The sequence below is a fragment of the Cobetia sp. BMC6 genome (assembly GCF_029991385.1).
GTDB lineage: Bacteria > Pseudomonadota > Gammaproteobacteria > Pseudomonadales > Halomonadaceae > Cobetia.
Genome location: NZ_JAKUMF010000002.1, coordinates 390081 through 410319 on the forward strand (window position 1 = coordinate 390081; position 20239 = coordinate 410319).

At 62.9% G+C, this 20239-nt stretch carries 16 protein-coding genes; 8 read left to right on the top strand and 8 right to left on the bottom strand.

Translation table 11 applies throughout. The features are described from left to right. Nucleotides 1–93: 93 nt before the first annotated feature. The 5 genes from cysM to ppc all read left to right on the top strand — a co-directional run bounded on the left by cysM (nucleotide 94) and on the right by ppc (nucleotide 8747). Entirely contained in the window at nucleotides 94–1080 is a 987-nt protein-coding gene (cysM, locus tag MKZ40_RS05915; RefSeq protein WP_175088171.1) for a cysteine synthase CysM, read from the top strand. Next, nucleotides 1080–2483, top strand: coding sequence for a 23S rRNA (uracil(1939)-C(5))-methyltransferase RlmD (gene rlmD, locus MKZ40_RS05920; protein WP_175088170.1), 1404 nt, complete (start codon nucleotides 1080–1082; stop codon nucleotides 2481–2483). Before cysM ends, rlmD begins: the two co-directional genes overlap by 1 nt. 56 nt (nucleotides 2484–2539) lie before the next feature. Beyond that, nucleotides 2540–4804 carry a GTP diphosphokinase gene (relA, locus tag MKZ40_RS05925; protein WP_175088169.1) on the top strand — a complete coding sequence of 755 codons (2265 nt, stop codon included), beginning with the start codon at nucleotides 2540–2542 and terminating at the stop codon, nucleotides 4802–4804. Beyond that, nucleotides 4801–5769 (top strand): nucleoside triphosphate pyrophosphohydrolase, encoded by a 969-nt coding sequence (gene mazG, locus MKZ40_RS05930; RefSeq protein ID WP_175088168.1) that lies wholly within the window; start codon nucleotides 4801–4803, stop codon nucleotides 5767–5769. Before relA ends, mazG begins: the two co-directional genes overlap by 4 nt. A gap of 329 nt (nucleotides 5770–6098) precedes the next feature. After that, nucleotides 6099–8747: a phosphoenolpyruvate carboxylase gene (ppc, locus tag MKZ40_RS05935; protein ID WP_175088167.1), complete on the top strand. Its 2649-nt coding sequence runs from the start codon at nucleotides 6099–6101 to the stop codon at nucleotides 8745–8747. A gap of 216 nt (nucleotides 8748–8963) precedes the next feature. Here the strand turns inward: ppc and MKZ40_RS05940 are convergent, their stop codons facing one another. The 8 genes from MKZ40_RS05940 to MKZ40_RS05975 form a co-directional block, all read right to left on the bottom strand. Next, entirely contained in the window at nucleotides 8964–10010 is a 1047-nt protein-coding gene (locus tag MKZ40_RS05940) for an asparaginase (RefSeq protein WP_175088166.1), read from the bottom strand. A 101-nt stretch (nucleotides 10011–10111) separates the two neighbouring features. Next, the gene (gene pcp / locus MKZ40_RS05945) at nucleotides 10112–10771 is read right to left on the bottom strand and encodes a pyroglutamyl-peptidase I (RefSeq protein ID WP_175088165.1); all 660 of its coding nucleotides are present in this window, start codon (nucleotides 10769–10771) and stop codon (nucleotides 10112–10114) included. Between the two features lie 76 nt (nucleotides 10772–10847). Then, a complete protein-coding gene (locus tag MKZ40_RS05950) occupies nucleotides 10848–11759 on the bottom strand; it encodes a DUF979 domain-containing protein (protein WP_175088164.1) in 912 nt (303 codons plus the stop codon). After that, complete coding sequence (locus tag MKZ40_RS05955) at nucleotides 11756–12529, bottom strand: DUF969 domain-containing protein (RefSeq protein WP_166019316.1); 774 nt, start codon at nucleotides 12527–12529, stop codon at nucleotides 11756–11758. Before MKZ40_RS05955 ends, MKZ40_RS05950 begins: the two co-directional genes overlap by 4 nt. A gap of 362 nt (nucleotides 12530–12891) precedes the next feature. Then, entirely contained in the window at nucleotides 12892–14082 is a 1191-nt protein-coding gene (locus tag MKZ40_RS05960) for an MFS transporter (RefSeq protein ID WP_254626937.1), read from the bottom strand. 291 nt (nucleotides 14083–14373) lie between these two features. Next, on the bottom strand, nucleotides 14374–14988 hold the full coding sequence (locus MKZ40_RS05965) for a hypothetical protein (protein WP_175088162.1): 615 nt from the start codon (nucleotides 14986–14988) through the stop codon (nucleotides 14374–14376). A 250-nt stretch (nucleotides 14989–15238) separates the two neighbouring features. After that, on the bottom strand, nucleotides 15239–15853 hold the full coding sequence (locus tag MKZ40_RS05970; RefSeq protein ID WP_175088161.1) for a CBS domain-containing protein: 615 nt from the start codon (nucleotides 15851–15853) through the stop codon (nucleotides 15239–15241). A gap of 340 nt (nucleotides 15854–16193) precedes the next feature. Then, nucleotides 16194–16694, bottom strand: a complete 501-nt coding sequence (locus MKZ40_RS05975) for a hypothetical protein (protein ID WP_175088160.1) — start codon at nucleotides 16692–16694, stop codon at nucleotides 16194–16196. A gap of 708 nt (nucleotides 16695–17402) precedes the next feature. Here MKZ40_RS05975 and MKZ40_RS05980 point away from each other — a divergent pair. From MKZ40_RS05980 to MKZ40_RS05990, 3 genes are all read left to right on the top strand, one after another. Further along, nucleotides 17403–18605, top strand: coding sequence for a GGDEF domain-containing protein (locus tag MKZ40_RS05980; RefSeq protein ID WP_175088159.1), 1203 nt, complete (start codon nucleotides 17403–17405; stop codon nucleotides 18603–18605). A gap of 87 nt (nucleotides 18606–18692) precedes the next feature. After that, nucleotides 18693–19328 carry a hypothetical protein gene (locus MKZ40_RS05985; RefSeq protein ID WP_282627810.1) on the top strand — a complete coding sequence of 212 codons (636 nt, stop codon included), beginning with the start codon at nucleotides 18693–18695 and terminating at the stop codon, nucleotides 19326–19328. Nucleotides 19329–19682: 354 nt separating this feature from the next. Next, nucleotides 19683–20222 (top strand): glycine zipper 2TM domain-containing protein, encoded by a 540-nt coding sequence (locus MKZ40_RS05990; RefSeq protein ID WP_175088157.1) that lies wholly within the window; start codon nucleotides 19683–19685, stop codon nucleotides 20220–20222. The last annotated feature ends 17 nt before the right edge of the window (nucleotides 20223–20239 follow it).

Genomic DNA, 20239 nt, shown 5'->3' on the forward strand with positions numbered 1-20239 from the left:
GACGCGGCCCCCCGTTCGTCCTTGGTCCCGATGCCAGCGCCTGACCGCTGTCATTCGGCTGTCCGGGCGCGGCGTCTCTGGAGTCTGCCTCTCATGTCTCATCTCAGTGAAACCCCCGGTGACGCCATCCCTGGCGCGTCCGATTATCCCAGTCTTGCAGATGTCGTCGGCAACACGCCGCTGGTGCGCCTGACGCGCATCACCGCGGGCCGCAACAATGTGCTGCTGGCCAAGCTGGAGGGTCACAACCCCGCCGGCTCGGTCAAGGATCGTCCGGCGCTTTCCATGTTCGAGGAGGCGGAAGCGCGCGGCGAGATCGCGCCCGGCGATACCCTGATCGAAGCGACCTCCGGCAATACCGGCATCGCGCTGGCCATGACGGCGGCCATCAAGGGCTACCGCATGGTGCTGGTGATGCCGGCCAGTGCCTCCAGCGAGCGCAAGCAGGCGATGGGTGCCTACGGGGCCACGCTGATCGAAGCCGATGGCATGGAGCATGCGCGGGACCTGGCCGAGGGGATGATCGCGCGTGGCGAGGGCAAGGCGCTGGATCAGTTCGCCAACCAGGACAATCCGCTGTCGCATTACCGCACCACCGGGCCGGAACTCTGGCAGCAGACCCACGGACGCATCACGCACTTCGTGTCCTCGATGGGCACCACCGGCACCATCATGGGCACCTCGCGCTATCTGAAGGAGCAGAATCCGACCATCGAGATCGTCGGCCTGCAGCCTGCCGAAGGCGCCAATATCGCGGGTATCCGCCGCTGGCCTGCCGAATATCTGCCGCGGATCTTCGATGCCTCACGCATCGACCGCACGCTGGATATCGGTCAGCACGAAGCCGAAGTCTGCATGCGTCGTCTGGCACGGGAAGAAGGCATTCTGGCCGGTGTCTCCTCCGGTGGTGCGCTGGCAGGCGCGCTCAAGCTTGCCGAGCAGGTCGAGAATGCGGTCATCGTGTTCATCGTCTGTGACCGGGGAGACCGCTATCTCTCGACAGGCCTCTATACCCAGGACGACGACATGACTCAGCAGGGCACGCCCCACAATGAAGCCGTCGCAGGGGAGTGTTCCTGATGGCGCTGCTCGGACAGAAGCGACCGGCGCGCAAGCCGACCCGTCGCGAGAAGGAAGTGGCCAGTCGTGGCACTCGCAATGCCAGCGACGCCGACAGCCAGTGGCTGACGGTCGACCGCCTCGCCCATGACGGGCGCGGCATTGCCCATGACGAGAGCGGCAAGACCCAGTTCATCGATCAGGCCCTGCCCGGCGAGCGTGTGACGCTGGCCATCCACCGCACGCACAAGCGCTTCAATGAGGCGCATGTGCGTGCACGTGACAACGCGGCTGACAGTCGCGTGACGCCGCCCTGCGCCTATTTCGGCAGCTGTGGTGGCTGTGACCTGCAGCATATGGCGCTGGATGCCCAACGCACCCATAAGGTGCAGGTGCTGGGCGAACATGCGACACGCAATGGCGTGACGCTGCCCGAGATTCAGCCGCTGGGCAACGATGAGAGCCGTTATCGCCGCCGCGCGCGTATCGGCGTTCGCGTGACCGATGCCGGCGAATTGCAGTTCGGCTTCCGGGGGCGCGGCAGCAACCAGCTGGTCGACATCACCTCCTGCAGCGTGCTGGTACCGGAGCTGGACCGCCTGCTCGCGCCGCTGCGTGAGCTGATCGAAAGCCTCGAGGCGCCCAAGCGTCTGGGCCATCTGGAGCTGACCGCTGCCGAAGGGCAGGTCATCGTGGTGGTGCGCCAGCTCAAGGCGGTGCCGCGTGATGCCGAGCGCTGGCAGGCCTTCGCCGAGCAGCACGGCCTGGTGGTCGGCTGGCGGGTCGGGCGTGATCCGGTGGTGCTGGAGTGGCTGTCGGGTACGCCGAATGCCTTGTATTCACTGAGTGTCGGCGCAACGACGCTGCGCCTTGCCTTCTCGCCGGGCGACTTCGTGCAGGTCAACGCGGCGCTCAATCAGCGTCTGATCGACACCGCCTTCAAATGGCTGGGCGATGTCAGTGGTCTCGAGGTGATGGATCTCTACGCCGGTGTCGGCAACCTGACCCTGGCGGCTGCCGCGGCCGGCGCCAGTGAGGTGACAGGCATCGAGGGCAGTCAGGGCATGGTCGATCAGCTGAGGGTCAATGCTGAAGCCAACGGACTGGCTCAGGTGAGCGCACGTCGAGCGGACCTGAGCAAGGCCCTGCCATCACTCGAGGGTATCGACCTTCTGGTACTAGACCCGCCGCGTGATGGCGCTCAGCCTCTCTGCGAGGAGCTGGCACGTGATCTGCATGCTGGGAGGGTCAGCCGAGTGCCGCAGCGTGTGCTGTACATCGCCTGTGACCCGACCACGCTGATGCGTGATGCACGGCTGTTGCAGGACGCCGGTTATCGCGTCACGCGTGCCCTGATGGCGGACATGTTCGTTCACACGGCACATCTGGAATCGATGTTGCTGCTGGAACGGGCGGAAGACTGAGGCGGTGCCCTCGGGCACTGTCATCAAGATAGCAAGATATTCAAGGACATAGGGTCATGGTCAAGGTGCGCGAAGATCAGCCGCTGACCGATAGCGGTGGTGTGGACATCCCGGTGTGGGTCGCGCGACTGCGCGAGGAAGTCCCGTCGGTGAATGCCGAGGTCATGGTGCAGGCCTGTGAAGTGGCGCTCAAGGTGGCACGCGAGGCGGACGCCCGCGGTGACAAGCCGTGGCGCGAGCCGCTGCGCAGTTTCCGTTTCAGTCTCGAGATGGCCGACATCCTGTCGGAACTCAAGCTTGACCAACCGGCGCTGGTCGCGGCCGTGCTCTATCGCGCGGTACGTGAAGGGCATCTGGGGCTTGAGGCCATCGAGAAGCATTTCGGCAAGGAAGTGGCCCGCCTGATCGATGGCGTGCTCAACATGGCCGCCATCAGTCAGCTGCAGGCGCCGAGTCATGGCATGGCGCAGCATGACCAGCAGGACAACCTGCGCAAGATGCTGGTGTCGATGATCGATGACGTGCGCATCGCGCTGATCAAGATCGCCGAACGTACCGTTGCCCTGCGTCACGTCAAGGATGCTCCGCGCGAGAAGCGCATGCGCGTGGCCAGCGAAGTCTTCGACATCTACGGGCCGCTGGCGCACCGTCTGGGCATCGGTCAGCTCAAGTGGGAGCTGGAGGACCTGTCCTTCCGCTACCGCGAGGAGGATGAATACAAGACCATCGCCAGGCAGCTGTCCGAGAAGCGCCTGGAGCGTGAGCACTACATCGCCGATCTGCTGGTCGAGTTGCGCACTCTGATGAGCGAGCAGGGCATCAAGCACTTCGATGTCGCGGGCCGCGCCAAGCACATCTACTCCATCTGGCGGAAGATGAAGATCAAGCGCATCGCCTTCTCCCAGGTGTATGACGTGCGCGCGGTGCGGATTCTGGTCGGCACCGTCAGCGATTGCTACACGGCGCTGGGGATCGTCCACTCGCGCTGGCACCACGTGCCGCATGAGTTTGACGACTATATCGCCAACCCCAAGAAGAATGGCTACCAGTCGCTGCACACTGCGGTGGTGGGGCCGAGCAACAAGGTCATCGAGATCCAGATCCGTACCTTCGACATGCACGAGGAGGCGGAGCTGGGCGTATGCGCCCACTGGCGTTACAAGGGCCACGATGTCGGTCACAAGAGTCGCAGTTACGAAGACAAGATCGCCTGGTTGCGTCAGGTGCTCGAATGGCAGGACGAAGTCGGCGAGAACGGCGGCCAGGAGGCGATCCGTCAGGGGCTTAGCTCCGACGTCGCGCCGGACCGCATCTACGTCTTCACACCGGAGGGGCATGTCATCGACCTGCCCAAGATCGCCACGCCGATCGACTTCGCCTACCGCGTGCATACCGAGGTCGGCCATCGCTGTCGGGGGGCCAAGGTCGACGGTCGCATCGTGCCGCTGACCTACAAGCTCAAGACCGGCCAGCAGGTCGAGATCCTGACGGCCACCAAGGGCGGCCCGAGCCGTGACTGGCTCAACCCGAATCTGGGCTATGTGCGCACCTCGCGGGCCCGCGCCAAGATCCAGACCTGGTTCAAGCTGCAGGCACGTGACCAGAACGTCGATGAGGGCAAGGCGCTGCTCGAGAAGGAATTCTCGCGGCTGGCGCTGGAGAATCTCGACCGTGACAAGCTGGCCAACGCCGTCAATTACCCGACGCGTGATGACATGTATGCCGCCATCGGCGCAGGCGATCTGCGCGTCGGCCAGGTACTGCATCAGGCCCAGCAGCTGTTCGGCGATACCGATGATCAGGAGCAACTCGAGCGTCTGCTGCGCCAGCGCAAGCCGCAGGGCAAGGAAAAGCCTGACGCCGTCATGGTTCTGGGGGTCGGCAATCTGAAGACCACCATGGCCAACTGCTGTCACCCGGTACCGGGCGATCAGATCGCCGGTTTCATCACCCAGGGGCGCGGCGTGACCGTGCACCGTCAGGACTGCCCGAACCTGATCCAGCTGCGCTCGGATGAGCCGCGTCGCATCGTCGATGTCGACTGGGGTCAACGTTCGCGCAACCAATATCCGGTGGATATCGAGATCCAGGCCTGGGACCGCTCCGGCCTGCTGCGTGATGTCACCAACGTGCTGAGCGGTGACAAGGTCAATGTGCTGTCGGTGAACACGCGCACTGATCAGCTCGACAACATCGCCACGCTCAAGATCACGCTGGAAGTCGAGAATCTCGACGTGCTGGGGCGCGTATTCGCCCGAATCCAGCAGCTGCCCAACATCATCGACGTCAAGCGGCTGCGGGTCGGGGGCGACAAGGCATGAGTCGCCGATTTGATGCCAGTGTCGATGTCGCTGCAGGCAGGCACGCCGATACGCGCTACACCCTCGATGACCTGCTGACCCTGATGGCCGTGCTGCGTGACCCGCAGTACGGCTGCCCGTGGGACAGCCGCCAGGATTACGCGAGTCTGGTGCCGCACACCCTGGAGGAGGCCTATGAGGTCGCCGATGTCATCGAGCGCGCCGCGGCCGATGCCAGCGTGCTCGAGGAGCTGCCGGCTGAACTGGGTGACCTGCTGTTTCAGGGCGTCTTCTACGCCCAGATCGCCAGTGAGCAGCAACGCTTCGATTTCCACGACGTGATCCATGTGCTGACCGAGAAGATGCTGCACCGCCATCCTCATGTCTTCCCGGGTGGCACCCTCGCGTCGCGCCGTGAGGGCATCGCCACTCATGAGGTCGATGAAGGCTCGCTCAATGCCCAGTGGGAGTCGCTCAAGCAGCAGGAGTCCGCTGAAGCGCCTGCCAGCCAGACTGCCGGCGACAGCGTGCTGGATGGCGTGCCACTTGGCCTGCCGGCGCTGACGCGGGCGGCCAAGCTCTCGAAGAAGGCCGCGCGTTCAGGCTTTGACTGGCCGGACACGAGTGGCGTGCTGGCCAAGATCCGTGAGGAGCTCGGCGAAGTCGAGGAAGCGCTGGCCGAGGGTGATACGGCCCATGCGCGAGAGGAGGTCGGGGACCTGCTGTTCGCGGTGGTCAATCTCGCGCGTACCCTCAAGGCGGACCCGGAGCAGATGCTGCGCGCTACCAATGCGCGCTTCGAATCACGCTTCCGCCATGTGGAAGCCGCGATCGCCGGGCAAGGGCGCACACTGGGTGAGGCGTCGCTTGCCGAGATGGATGCGCATTGGGATGAGGCCAAACGCCAGGAGCGCGCGGCTGAGCAGGGGCGGCAGGGCAATGGTGCGCTGTCAGCCGCGCGCCCGGTGACGCCGCTGGTTCGGTGATGGAGCGTCGCAGCGTATTTGGCAAAGGGCATTTGGAAAAATGTAGTAAGTTTACGCGATAGTCGGATTGTGGAGCCGAGGCCCGCGGTCGTATGCTGAGGGGAAGCGATCAGGACGCGAGTCTTGTCCTGCTTTCCGGTCTGCTGCGCCGCGGGTCTTTCCGTTTTGCGCCAGTGTCTTCACCAGCGCCAGTCCGGTGCCTTCCCTCAGCCGGTTGTCATCAGGTGTCTTTGCGCAATGAGGGAATCTGTTGTCAGCTATCTGACTGTGTGCCCCTGGCGACAGGGGAAGATGACCGCGGCAGCACCGTCACTCCCAAGGAGGGTTTCATGAGTCACGACTTGCATGAATCGTTGCGCGATAATGTGCGTATTCTCGGTGACAACCTCGGCCAGACCATCGCGGCCGACCTCGGCGATGACTTCGTCGCACGCATCGAGCGCATCCGCGCCCTGGCCAAACAGGGCCAGCAGGGCGATCAGGCCGCCCGTCATGAGCTGATCGACTATCTGCGTGATCTGCCGGATGGCGATCTGCTGCCCGTCACCCGGGCGTTCAACCAGTTTCTGAATCTTTCCAACATCGCCGAGCAGCACTATCGTGGCCGCTTCAAGCGCGTCGAGGATTATCGTCCCGGCAGCCAGCCGGACCTCGGCGAGCTGATCACGCGCATTCGCGAGCGGGGCTTCAGCGCGCAGAAGATCGTCGAGGAGCTCTCGGCGATGCGTGTCGAGCTGGTGCTGACGGCGCACCCGACGGAAGTCATCCGCCGCACCCTGATTCAGAAATACGATGCCATCGAGGGCTGTCTGACCCAGATGGAAGGCGCCTGTGATCGCCCGGAACAGGCGACCCTCGCGCGTGCACGCCTGACCGAGCTGATCAGTCAGGCCTGGCACACCGATGAGATTCGCCACGAGCGTCCTACGCCGGTGGATGAGGCCAAGTGGGGCTTTGCCACCATCGAGAACTCGCTGTGGCAAGCGGTACCGGACTTCCACCGTCAGCTTGACGAGATGACGCTGGACGCCGCCGGTGAGCGTCTGCCGCTGGACGCTGCGCCGATCTGCTTCGCCTCCTGGATGGGGGGTGACCGCGACGGCAACCCCAACGTCACCGCCAGCGTGACGCGGACCGTGTTGCTGCTGGGTCGCTGGATGGCAGCGGACCTCTATCTGCGCGATCTCGAACAGCTCAAGTCGGAGTTGTCGATGTGGAAGTGCACGGCCGCCCTGCGTGCCGAGGCCGGCGATGTGGCTGAGCCCTATCGCGAGATCCTGCGCCGCCTGATCCTGCGCATGGAAAGCACCCGTGACTGGGCCAAGGCGGGCCTGGACGGCAAGCGCCACGAAGGTGTCGACATCATCGAGACTCGTGAGCAGCTGTATACGCCGCTGCTGGCCTGCTACCGCTCACTGTGCGACGTGGGGCTGGACACCATCGCCAATGGTGCACTGCTCGACACCCTGCGTCGCGTGGCCTGTTTCGGTGTCACCCTGACCAAGCTCGATATCCGTCAGGAAAGCACGCGCCACGCGCAGGTCTTCGATGAACTGAGCCAGACGCTGGGGCTGGGCAGCTATTTCGAATGGGACGAGCAGCAGCGCTGTGACTTCCTCACCAAGGAGTTGGCTGGCCGTCGCCCGCTGATCCCGCGCCATTGGGAATGCTCCACCGACACGCGTGAGGTGCTGGATACCTTCAAGGTCATCGCGCGCGAGCATCGCGAGGCGCTGGGCACCTACATCATCTCGATGGCCGGTCAGGCCTCCGATGTGCTGGCGGTGGCACTGTTGATGAAGGAGATCGGCGGTGATGTGCGCCTGCCGATCGCGCCGCTGTTCGAGACGCTGGATGATCTGGACCGCTCCGGTCCGGTCATCGACACGCTGCTGGGCATGCCGATCTATCGCGAGCAGGCCGGTGACCGTCAGGAAGTGATGATCGGTTACTCCGACTCCGCCAAGGACGCCGGTCAGCTGGCGGCCGCCTGGGCACAGTACCGCGCCCAGGAAACGCTGGTGGAAGTCACCAAGCGCCACGGTGTCGAACTGACCCTGTTCCATGGCCGCGGTGGTACGGTCGGTCGTGGCGGCGGCCCGGCGCATGCGGCGATCCTGTCCCAGCCACCGGGCTCGGTGACCGGCTCGCTGCGCGTCACCGAGCAGGGCGAGATGATTCGCTTCAAGTTCGGCCTGCCGGACATCGCCAGTCGCTCGATGGAGATCTATGTTTGCGCGGTGCTGGAAGCCAGCATGCTGCCGCCGCCGGCGCCCAAGCAGCAATGGCGCGACGAGATGGATCGCCTGGCCGGTATCGCGCACAAGGCCTATGTGGGCGTGGTGCGTGAAGACCCGAACTTCGTGCCGTACTTCCGCTCGGTAACGCCGGAAACCGCACTGGCACGCCTGCCGCTGGGTTCGCGCCCCGCCAAGCGTCGTCAGGATGGTGGCGTCGAGACGCTGCGTGCGATCCCGTGGATCTTCGCCTGGACCCAGATTCGTCTGATGCTGCCCGCCTGGCTGGGCAGTGGCGAGGCCTTCGCCACGCGCATGCAGGAAGAGGGCGGCCTGGAAGTGCTGCGCGAGATGATGAATGACTGGCCGTTCTTCTCCACCTACGTCGACATGCTGGAAATGCTGCTCTCCAAGGCCGATCTCTCGACGGCGGCCTACTACGAGCAGCGACTGGTCGATGAGCCGGCCCTGAAAGAGCTGGGACAATCATTGCGTGATCGTCTCGAGCGCCTGGAGAAGGTGGTGCTGGAGATCCGTGATCAGCAGGCACTGCTTGAGCATATGCCGTTGATCCGTCAGGCCATCGATGTGCGCAACCCCTATATCGACCCGTTGCATGGTCTGCAGGCCGAGCTGCTGCAGCGTAACCGCGACGCCGATGGTGCCATCTCCGCCGAGCTGTCACGCGCGCTGATGGTGACCATGGCCGGTATCTCCGCCGGTCTGCGCAACACCGGTTGATCCGGCTGGCTCTGTCGATTGGCGCCTTGGTGTGAAGGGTTAGCCAGAGCCTATCGCTAAAACTAGAAAGCCCCGTCAGGCATGCCTGACGGGGCTTTCTGTTATCTTCTGGCCAACTAAGGGGTGTGCGCTGATCAGCGATCAGAGTTCAGCTGTCAGTGACATGAGTTCAGCCGTCAGTGACACGAGTACAGCGACATGCGGGGCTGCCATGACTCACAGCAGGCCGCTGGCGCGTTCGCCCACCAGGGGCATCAGGAAGCGTTCGCGCTGCCAGTCCTCATCCTGATCGAGCGCCACCAGATGCAGCAGTTTGGTGAAGGCCGCTTCCAGCGTCATGTCATCGCCTGACAGCACGCCCACGGTGGCCAGTCCTGCACCGGCCGCATAGTGACCGATAGTGACCGGCCCATGCGGACATTGACTGATACCGGCCAGCAACTTGCCTTCGCCGCGTGCATCGGCCAATACCTCCAACAGCCCGCTGTCTTCCGGCAGATTGCCGCTGCCCCACAGCTCCAGCACGGCGCCCTTGACCTCCGGGCGCATCAACTGCACACGCACGCTCTCGGCGCTGATGCCGGGGTAGAGCGGCAGGCGAATGATGCTGTCCTTGCCGAGGCGGGCATAGTCGGGCAGCTCGAAGGCGGGGCCTTGGTCATCCATCAGGCGGCCGGGGTAGAGCACGACACGGTCATCGACCCATTCGCCCAGCAGTGGCGCATTGGGCGTGGTGAAGCCGCGGTGGTCCTGGGTGTACCACTTGCGGGTGCACACGCCACGCAGCAACTGTCCGCCGAAGGCGACCACGACTTCATTGAGGGTCGGCTGGGCGGCGGCGGTGAGCGCCAGCTCGACATTGCCCAGCGCGTCACTGTGCTCGGCTTCCAGCGGCAACTGTGCACCACTGACGATCACCGGACGCGCGGTGCCCTTGAGCTGGAAGGCGAGGCTGGAGGCCGTCCAGGCCAGAGTGTCGGTGCCCTGCAGCACGACGAAGCCATCGAAGCTGTCGTAGGCATCCGCGATCTGGCTGGCGATGGTGTGCCAGTCCGCCGGTGTCGCGGAAGAGGAGTCGATCAGCTGCGGAAACTCGCGCAGGGTGAAGGCGGGCAGGCGGCCACGACGGCTGGGGGGCAGTTGTTCCAATGCTGCGCGCAGGCGTGCATCGAAGTCACCGGCAGGTACCAGTCCTTGCTCACTTTCCACCATGCCCAGCGTGCCGCCGGTATACAGCACCAGGATGTGCGTCTCGGGAGTCATCGTATCCACCTGCCAGAAATGGGAAAGCCGGCATTGTAACGCATGCCGGCTTGCAGGGGAGCTGTCGAAGTCGGGCGTTCAGCCGCGATGTGCGGGGGGGCTCAGCTGATATTGCCACCGCCGATGCGCGCATCCTCCTGATGGGACATGGCGCTGATGCACATCACCCGTACGCCTTCGAGCATGCTTTCAAGACTCATGGTCGGCAGGCGGCCATCGACACTCTGCTCGGGCAGCGCCGGGATATGCACGAAGCCGGAGCGGACGGGGCTATCCGCCAGATGACGCTGCACCCCATAGAACAGATGGTTGCAGACGAAGGTGCCTGCCGTGTAGGAGACGCTGGCGGGAAGACCCGCTGCCTGGAGGTCGTTGACCATCGCCTTGATCGGCAGGGTGGTGAAGCAGCCATCCGGTCCGCCAGCTTCGATGGGCTCATCCACCGGTTGGTGGCCGCCGTTGTCCTTGATGCGATAGTCATCCAGGTTGATGGCGACCCGCTCCGGGGTGATGGCGCAGCGACCACTGGCCTGGCCGAGCATGATCACGGTGTCAGGGGCGTGCTGGCCGATGGCCTCGATGACGCTGTCAATCGCGGCGTAGCGTGTCACCGGCACCCGGCAGGTGATGATCTCGAAGCGCTCATCGGGCTGGTCGTGCATGGCCAGTGTCTGGCCATCCAGTTGCTCGATGATCTTGAGGGCAGGATTGACGCTATCCGTGCCGAAGGGCTCGAAGCCGCAGAGTAGCAGACGACGCATGATGAAATTCCTTGGCTGGCATCGATCTCCGCGGGTCGCTGCTGGCGGTGATCGATGCGCGGGTAAGAGTGGGAGATCAGAAGGCCAGCAGCAGCATCAGGCTGATGTTGGCGGCCAGCATGACCAGCGCAGGCAGTATCTGTGCGCGAATGATGTGGTAGCGGTCATCCAGTTCCAGCAGGGCGGCCGGCACGATGTTGAAGTTGGCGGCCATGGGCGTCATCAGCGTGCCGCAGTAGCCGGACAGCATGCCCAGCACGCCGACGATGGCCGGATTGCCGCCATGCAGCGCGATGACCAGCGGATAGCCGATGCCGGAGGTGATGACCGCAAAGGCCGCGAAGCCGTTGCCCATCAGCATGGTGAACACGGCCATGCCGACGCAGTAGGCAATCACGCAGGCGATCAGGCTGGTGTCCGGCACCACGCTCGAGACCAGCCCGGCGATGGTCTGGCCGACGCCGGCCTGATCGAACAGCAGGCCAAGGGCGGCCAGGAATTGCGGCAGGATGGCGGCCCAGCCGATGGCATCTGCCAGACGGCGACCTTCCTGCATGCCGGTCGCCGGGCTCTCGCGCAGCAGCAGCAATGCCACAGCAAAGGCCAGTACCGTCGCGACGCCCAGGCCGACCAGCGCACTCTGGCCTGTCGTGAGGGTGTAAAGGAAGGTACCGACCGGAATCACCAGCGCGGGGATGAACAGGCGTGACCCGAGACGCTTGCGGCGTGCCTGACGCGCCTCATCGCTCAACTGGCCGTAGTTGCCGAACCCGAGCTGGCCGGTGGCGGCCAGCAGAGCCAGCGCCAGCATGGCAATACCGACCACGACATCGGGTAGCCACTGGCCAAATGCCAGGCTGATGCCGAAGATCATCCAGAAGGCACTGGTGCCGAGTCGGCGCGGATGATCACGATCGGTGAGCGTCAGGACGGCAAAGGCCATGATGGCGAAGCCGGTAATCAGGTAGAGAGCGTCGATACCGTTCATGAGTGGCTCTCCGTCGCAGAAGTGGTGAAGGTATCCTTGCCCGGTGTCGCGTTGGCCTGGCCGGAGGGCTGAGGGTATTCCTCGCGCAGCAGTTGATGTTCACGGCGAATGCGCGCGTCCAGCCGGCGGCAGAGCACGAAGACCACCACCAGCGACACCAGCGCGGTAGGAATGGCATACAGCGCCATGTCGGCCAGGCTGACGCTGGCGCCGCTCTTGTCGAGCACGCTCTTGATCAGCAACAACCCGCCGGAAGCCACGAAGATCAGCTGACTGAAGAAGTTGCCGAAGTTCTCGCTGACGGCATTCAGAACGCGTATGCGCTGGCTCAGGGCCTTGAAGCGTGGCGAGCTCAGAGCCTCTTCGGGGAGATCACGTTCGGCGGCGCCGACTGACATCGGGGCGACCAGCGGTCGGATCATCGCCGGGTGGCCACCGAGCTGCAGGCCGAAGGCGTTGGTCGCCTTGCGCAGCACCAGGTAGCTGAAGGAGATGCGCCCGGCGCTGGCGGCCCGCAGTTTCTGGACCAGGTGCTCGGCCTGATCGCGCAGGCCATTGCGCTCGAGCAGCCCGATCACCGGCAGGGTGATGATGAACAGCGAGACGGCGCGGTTGTCGGTAAAGGCCTGACCGAGCGCGGCAAGAATTTCAGTCGGTGACATGCCGGCCACCAGGCCGGAGGAGAAGCCTGCCACCAGCACCACCAGCAGCGCATTGAGGCGCAGTGCCAGGCCGATGACGATGATGGCAACGCCGATCAATGACAGCATGAGGTGTCTCCCGAGCAGGGGGAGGACAATCGGATCCTTTCGAAGGACATGAGCCTGTGCCTCTGGGTGTGAGCTTGTTGTTATGCGGGGCTCGTTGCGAAGCGGGTCGAACATTGCCTGGCCGGTTGACCATTGCCGAGCAGTTCGACATGGCGAGCTGTTCGAACATGGCGGGGCGCAATGTTCGTTGCTTTACAAAGAGAGCTCAAAGGGTAGAGCGACACCAGAGGAATCCAAATGAGACATTCGGAATATATAAATTTCAACGACAAGTAGTATCGAGAAAATCTATCATTCAGATATGCATGACAGATAATATTGATGCCTTCGTGGGGCTTGCTTCACTCCATGAGGAGAAGATGTCAGCCGTCGACCACTGCAGTGCTGCCATCCTCGCGCAGGCAGATACGGCGGCATCTGCCGACCTGGAAGCCAAGCATGGCGGCGCTCAGCAGGATCAGCGCGAACAGCGACGCGATCACGCGCAGATCGGCCGTGATTTCCAGCAGGATGCCGACGGCGAGTGGCCCGAGGGCCGCCAGCATGTAGCCGGTGCCTTGTGCCATGCCGGAGAGGGCACCCGCCAGGCGTGCATCGGAGGTGCGCAGCACCAGCAGCGTCAATGCCATCGAGAAGCTGCCCCCCTGGCCGAAACCGAGCAGCACGGCGAACAGCCAGCGCAGTGACAGCGGCCCGATCATCAGTCCCAGCAGGCCGATGGCGGTACAGGACAGCAGCAGCAGGATGGCGGGGCGCTGGTCGCGCCCCATGCGGCCGATCACGGGGGCCAGCAGGGCGGTAAGCACCTGTGCCATCACCGAGGCGGCCATCAGCCAGCCGGATTCGATATCGCTCAGACCGCGTTGCTGGAGCAGGAAAGGTAACCAGCCAAAGACGATATAGGCCAGGGAGGACTGGCAGCCCATGAAGAAGGTGACCTGACGGGCCAACGGCAGGTGCCACAGGCGAGGGGTGGCCTGCTGATGGCGGGTCATCTTCTCTGGCCACGGATGGGGCATGCTCAGGCGCCAGGCGGGAAGCGCGATCACCACAAGCAGTGCCCAGCAGGCCAATGAGGCTTGCCAGCTGTCGAGAAGATTGGCCAGTGGCACGCTGAGTCCTGCGGCCAGCGCAGCACCAAGGCATAGCGCCATGGTGTACACGCCGGTGAACAGGTCGGCTCGCTCAGGATGCTCACGCTTGACGATGGCAGGCAGCAGGGTGCCGGCGACGCCGATGCTGCCGCCACATAACAGGGTGCCGAGATACAGCAGCAGTGCCATGTCACTGGCTCGCATCCACAGGGCGATGCCGAGAGTGACCAGGGCAAGGCTGAGGGTGCGCTCTACTCCCAGGCGGCGGGCCAGGCGCGGTGCCAGTGGGGCGAACAGCCCCAGGCAGACGACGGGCAGGGTGGTGAGAAGGCCCGCTGCCAGCGTGCTCAGGCCCAGGTCCTGGGTGATGCGATCCAGCAGGGGGGCCAGGGATGACAGCGCCGGACGCAGGTTCAGGGCGACCAGAATCAGGATGAGCAGGAAAAGGGATGCTGGCATTCGGCGCATGAGGAAACCTGAACGAGAGGACAAGTCTGTGAGAATACCGGCATATGCTCAAGCTGTCTTGCCGCGAGCCGACTTGCCTCGAACCGGTGTTCCTCCAGCAGGTCTTCCTCCAGTAGGTTTTCCTCGAGCCGGGCCCTGGACAGCAGAACGCCCGGCAATTGCCGAGCGTTCTATCTCGATGCATCTTTCTAGATGCATCTGTCTTGGCTCAATGTTCTGGTTTCGACGTGGCGCTTGTCAGTGCATTGGTTCTCAGTACTTTGGTTCTCAGTATTTTGGTTCTCAGTACTTGGGCTCCAGCTCCAGCTCGCGTGTCGCGCTATCGCCCCTGCGTGCTGCCGCGCGTTGACGCGTCGTGGCGGCATCGGCATGCACGTCGTGACCGCGGGGGGCGACATTGCGCCATGCGGGCGTCTTCTGCCGGCGCTCGGCATTGGCGCGTGCCGTATTGGAGACTGGCTGGCGACTCGCCTTGGCGCGAATCAGGGTCATGTCCTCGGTGCTCAGCAGCATGCCCTGGGGCGTGCGCTCAAGCACGAGGTGGCCGCGGAAATGCCAGCAGCGCATGGGGGTATGCGCGACACGATAGCGATGGCCGGCCACCTCCAGCGAGATGGCTTCCTTCGGCTGGCAGCCAAGGGGGTGCAGAGTCACTTCCTCCAGCAGCACCAGACGATTGAAGTCGTCCGGCTGAAGTACCTGATTGCCATCATGCATGCGAACCGGGAAGGCATGGTTGTCGCGCTGCAGCTCACGCCGCTTGTGACTGACGCTGCCGTTGCCTTCCACGATGCCGGCACCACACACATGTACGAGCTCGCCATCAATCTGTTTGATGACGAGGACCTCGACGTGGCGCTGCTTGAAAAGATGATCACGCAGTGAGCGTAATGGCATGGCTGAAATCCTCGTCTACACCATCCGTTGGCTGAGTATATCCGTCAGAGCCCGAGTCATCTCTCTGACCGACAGGCGCTTCCCTGCTGCCTGCCAAGTGATATCTCGCGCTGATAGTCACATCATACGCCGTTTGTGAGTATTTTTCCCGAATCAAGCACCAGTCTGGGGATAAACCATCTTGTCAAGGCGCGGCTTGATGACGCCTCTATCAGCCAGATGACTGAGGACGCTACCTACTCTTGTCGAGTCACTCGTACTTGCCCAGCACAGCCCGGCAGATATCAGCGAAATTGCGTGCTTCCGGCGGGTGTTCCAGATCGAGCCCCAGGGCCTTGCCGACGCGGGAGGCGGCGACCAGACCGCGCACGCTGGGCTTGCCATCGTCGCCCTGCTCGGTCACCAGCAGGTGGGATTCGCCGCTCTGACGCAGTGTCTCGACCAGGTCCCCGACGCGGGCGCGCTTGAGCACGGCGAGAGGAATGCCCTGCAGCTCCGCGCGAGGTATCTGCACCATGTCGGTAGTGACTTCGTCGCGCTGGACATTGAAGCGGGTCATGGCGCGCATCACGACTCGGCCACCCTGCAGCTCACGCGAAGTCACCACGCCGGTGAAGGTGCCATCATGATCGTGGACCAGCAGCAGGCGTACCCCCGCCTGCTTCATGGTCGCCAGTGCCTGGCCGATGGAGGCGCTGCCCTGAATGCTGCGACCGGCGGTGATGGCAAAGTCCGTCACCAGCTCACTGGCTGGGCTATCCATGGTGATGTCGCCGATCGGCTGCAAGGGCAGACGAGCGGAGGTGACATGAGAGAGCGTTTCGACGTCGAGGGTGTGGTAAGCCGACGGTGCAATGGCATTCATGGACTGACTCCTGTAACCAGATGACGAGCATGTTCTGGGTACTGTGAGTCAGGTGAAGGCCAGGAGTTTCCTGCACGATGGGTAACCTCAGGTTGCTACTGCCGCAACAGTGACGCGGATCTTGATCTATCAGGTCAATTTTCGATGCTATCTGTGCGAGATAGGAAATGGATGGATTCCATTTCGGAAACAAAGGCCCCGGCAGGCCGGCACTGGCATGAGCCAGCAGTTTCCTTGCCGCTGACAGCAATGATGCCCACTGCACGAGGCGAGTGGACATCATTGAGCCGATTCAGGGAGTTATCCCTTCATCAGGGGGCTGGCGACACGCCCGGGCGCATTACACCCACTGCTTGAGGTCGCCGCGTACGGCATCCAGGAAGGTGATGAAGTCCGTCTGGCCATCGGTGTCGCAACGGTCCACCTTGCAGGCCAGCTTCATCTTGGTGCCGGCGACGATTTCGTCATACACCTCGAGCGTGAGTTTCTCGACGCTGGCATCGGCGGGCTCCTGCTCGCCATCCATCAGGCTGAACGTCGTCATCAGCGTGCCGCGAAGACGCGTGGTGCCGCCTTCGGCGACCACGCGACGCACCTTGAGCCAGCCTTCGCGCACCATGATCTCACCCTGTGCATCGCGTTGCTTGTAGATGGTGCGATAACATGCATTCTCGGAAACGCCCTTGGCGGCCATGCTTTCATAGGCCTTGATCATGCGCGTCGCCATGGTGCCAGCTTCGGCGATCTTGCGGCGGGCAGCACGATGTTCACGTTCCAGGCGGTCTTGCTTGGAGAAACGCTGCCACAGGTGGAAGTCGCGTGTCAGAGTGGTCGCGTCCATTACAGTCTCTCTTCTCTAAAAACGGCGGGGAAAAGTGGGTGACGGCTACTGCCATGTCCAGGCGCTGATGGTGTCACGAAGGCGGGCGATTGTCTGCCCGGTTCTTGTCTCAGACGTCGAGGAGGGCCCGAGTGCCAGGTGGTCCGGGTCATGCAGGCTGGCGGCGAGATGTCAGCATTGCCATGCTCAAGAGTACCATTCACTGGTCACGGACTTTTTCCAGTCCGGTCATCATCACGACTGAATCTAGGGCTTAAATCCTCTCTGAACTACTCTGCAAGTCACCCACAAGGCCCACATTGTGAGAATCTTCGACTGCTGATCCTCGAGATTGCTGATGCTTCACGCTCAGGCTCCTGCTACGTGAGCCACGCCGCCGTGATGGGATTGCCAGTCTCGCAGGCGACGTCGTCTGGTACACGTGGATCACATGCCTGACTGCGCTGCATGCCTTGAGGGGTGCGCAATGAATGTGACCGTCACGTTTCATACAGCAGCGTGAGATAGAATAGGCAGGTAAAATCATCAGGTAGCGCGCAGCGGAGGCACACGGGAAGTGCCGTAAATGAGGAAGGAATCATGGCGAAAGCAGATCGCCGTCGCAAACCGGGAAGTCGGCAGGGTGTATTGCGCACGGTAAACATGAAGTGGCGATGGCCAGCTCCAGCGGGGCTGGCTGAGCGGCACCTCGTGCTTTATCAGTTGTTCATGTGGATCTATATCAGTGCGCTCGGCTGCCAGCTGGGCTATTTCGCTCTGCTGGGCCTGCAGCCTTATCCGCAGCCGGTGGTGATCAATGTCATCGGCGTCCTGCTCAATGTCTTGGCCATCATGTTCCACCGCAAGGGGCACATGAATTCCGCGTTGCTGTTGCTGGTGGTGCCGATGTCAGCCAAGGCGGCATGGTGGGAATACCAGTTCGGCGCCGAGGGAGGCTTCGAGTATTTCCATATCGTCGCCATCTTCTTCATCTGTATCGCGTCCCTGTCACGCATTCAACGGCTATTGTTCAGTGGTGTCCTGCTGCTGTTCTATATCGGTGCCCAATACCTCACCAGCCCGGTCTATATCGTCTCTTACGAGTTCATGTCGTTGGCCAGCATCGTCAATCTGGTGATTTCCGTCACCTTCATCGCGGTGGTGGCCGTGCAGATCGGGTGGGAAGCTGAGCAGCGCGAGAAGCGCTACCGCCGTGACTTGCGCCACGACCAGTTGACGGGGGCGCTGTCTCGTTTTGCCTTGCTGGAAGAGGGGCCGCGTCTGCTGAGTCGTGGTGGTCTGGGAGTGCTGATGATCGATGTCGATCACTTCAAGGCCATCAATGATACCCAAGGGCATGCGATTGGTGATGAGGTGCTGATAGAGCTGACGCAACGGCTGCGTCACCACCTGCGCGGCAGTGATCAGTTGTGCCGCCAGGGGGGAGAGGAGTTCGTGGCCCTGTGTCCGACGGAGGACAGAGAAGGGCTCGAGCACGCAGCCGAACGCTTGCTGCTCTCGATCAACAGTCGTGCCTTCACGCTGAGCAACGGCCAGCTGCTGCGGGTCACCATCAGTATCGGGGTGGCCCAGGGCGGACCGGCCGCTTGCGCGGAATCACTGTTGCCGGATCTGCTGCAGCGTGCCGATCAGGCCATGTACCGCGCCAAGCGCGAAGGGCGCGATCGGGTGGTCACCGCCTGGGATGCGTCCGATCACGGCGCAGCCAGTCTCGATCAGGTCGAGTCGTCTGATCATGACTACCGCCCCGACCACGGCCACAACCTCGACAGGCTGGCCATGCCTGACATGCCGCCACTGGACACTCCGGGCGATGGGGCAGGCGAAGCGGACTCGACCTCCAGCCGTCCTGATGACAGTCACCATGACGATGTGCAGGCCGCCGATGAGGTCTATCAGTGGAAGCGCTGACGCAAGGCTGATGGCTTTGCCATTTCACCTCATTGGGCGTGATATCCGTGAGTGATCCACGCTCTCACCAAGCGGAGAAACAAGTTGATGATGGATTCCTGTGGCAGCGTTTCACGCCGGGTGTCGCGCCGGCTCTTGCGGGGACTGCTGGTGACGGCGTTGATAAGCGGTATGCCGCTTGCGGCGGTTCAGGCGGAGGAGTCGTCGAATGCTGCAGCGTCTTCGAGTGACGGTCAGGCGCCCCGGGCGCAAGTGATTGCCGACCCGGCGACGCCCTCTCTGCCGCCTGCCGCCAAGGCCAGCAACAGCATCTTTCGTTGTATGCAGGCGGGGGTGCCCACCTGGCAGCAGCAGCCTTGTCAGCAGGGCGATGCCCCCGTCACGCTGGATGATTCGCTGACGGTGGTGCCCGCCGCTGACGTGGTAGAAGAGACTTCAGGCGAAGACCCGGCCGCACAGCGCCTGGCGCGTGAGAAGGAGCGTGCCCTGGCTGCACGTGAGGAGAGTCAGCGTCAGTACCGCATCCGTTCAGCGCTGGATGATGGCTATCTGGTGCAGGGCATGAGCGAGGCTCAGGCCATCTCGTTGCTGGGCAAGCCCAGTGATATCAGCGAGACGATCGCCGATGACACGTCCTGCCGTCTGCTGAATTGGTGGGAAGATGTCCGTGTGCAGTTCTGCAACGATGAAGCCGTGTCCATCACGGCCAATCAGCGGGACTGAGTGACTTGCGGTCTGGGCCCTGTTCGTTCCGTCCCCCTCACATAGCCCTGTTCGTTCTGTCCGACTCGTATAGTCCGAGTCAGCGCCAAGGCGGTGAGCGGGGTTTTCTCGCCGCATGCCTACTTGTAAAGAAATTGCTAATATAAGGCATGATCTAGCGTAAAAACCGGATTTTCCACGTCCGATGTTGCGAAATGGCGACGACCGGGTGGTGAAGTTGCCACATTACCGAGTTTATCGAACAGTGTTAGATTACTCTCCGAACGCAGCGGCAAGCCCCCCAGGTGTCATCCAGGGGCATGGCTGACTGGCCGACGAGCCAGGCTGCAACACTATTCGGTGAGGAGAACACGCATGAACAAGTCCATCCTGATTGGCGCGATCGTTGCTGCACTGGGCATTGGCGGTGGAGTGGCGATCGGCAGCTATACGGCCAGCAACTCAGGCCCTGAATATGCCGATATCGTGGCGGTGGATGCCGTGACGGAAACCGTGAGCACTCCGCGCGAGGTCTGTCACAACGAGACCGTGACGCATCAGGCGCCCAGCAAGGACACCCATAATGTCGTCGGCACGGCCGTCGGTGCGATCGTCGGCGGTGTGGTGGGCAATCAGTTTGGCGGTGGCAATGGCAAGAAGGTGTTGACAGCCGCGGGTGCCGTGGGCGGCGGTTATGCCGGCAACCAGATACAGAGCCAGATGAAGAAGGGCGATACCTACACCACGACCGAGCAGCGCTGCGAAACGGTGCAGGACGCGTCAGACAAGGTGGTCGGCTACGACGTCAAGGTCGACATGGGGGACGAGACCCGCACCGTGCGTCTCGAGGACAAGCCGGACGTGAAGCGCTTCGAGATCCGTGATGGTGAGCTGGTGCTGCCCCAGCAAGGCTGAGGCCAGATAGCCCCCAG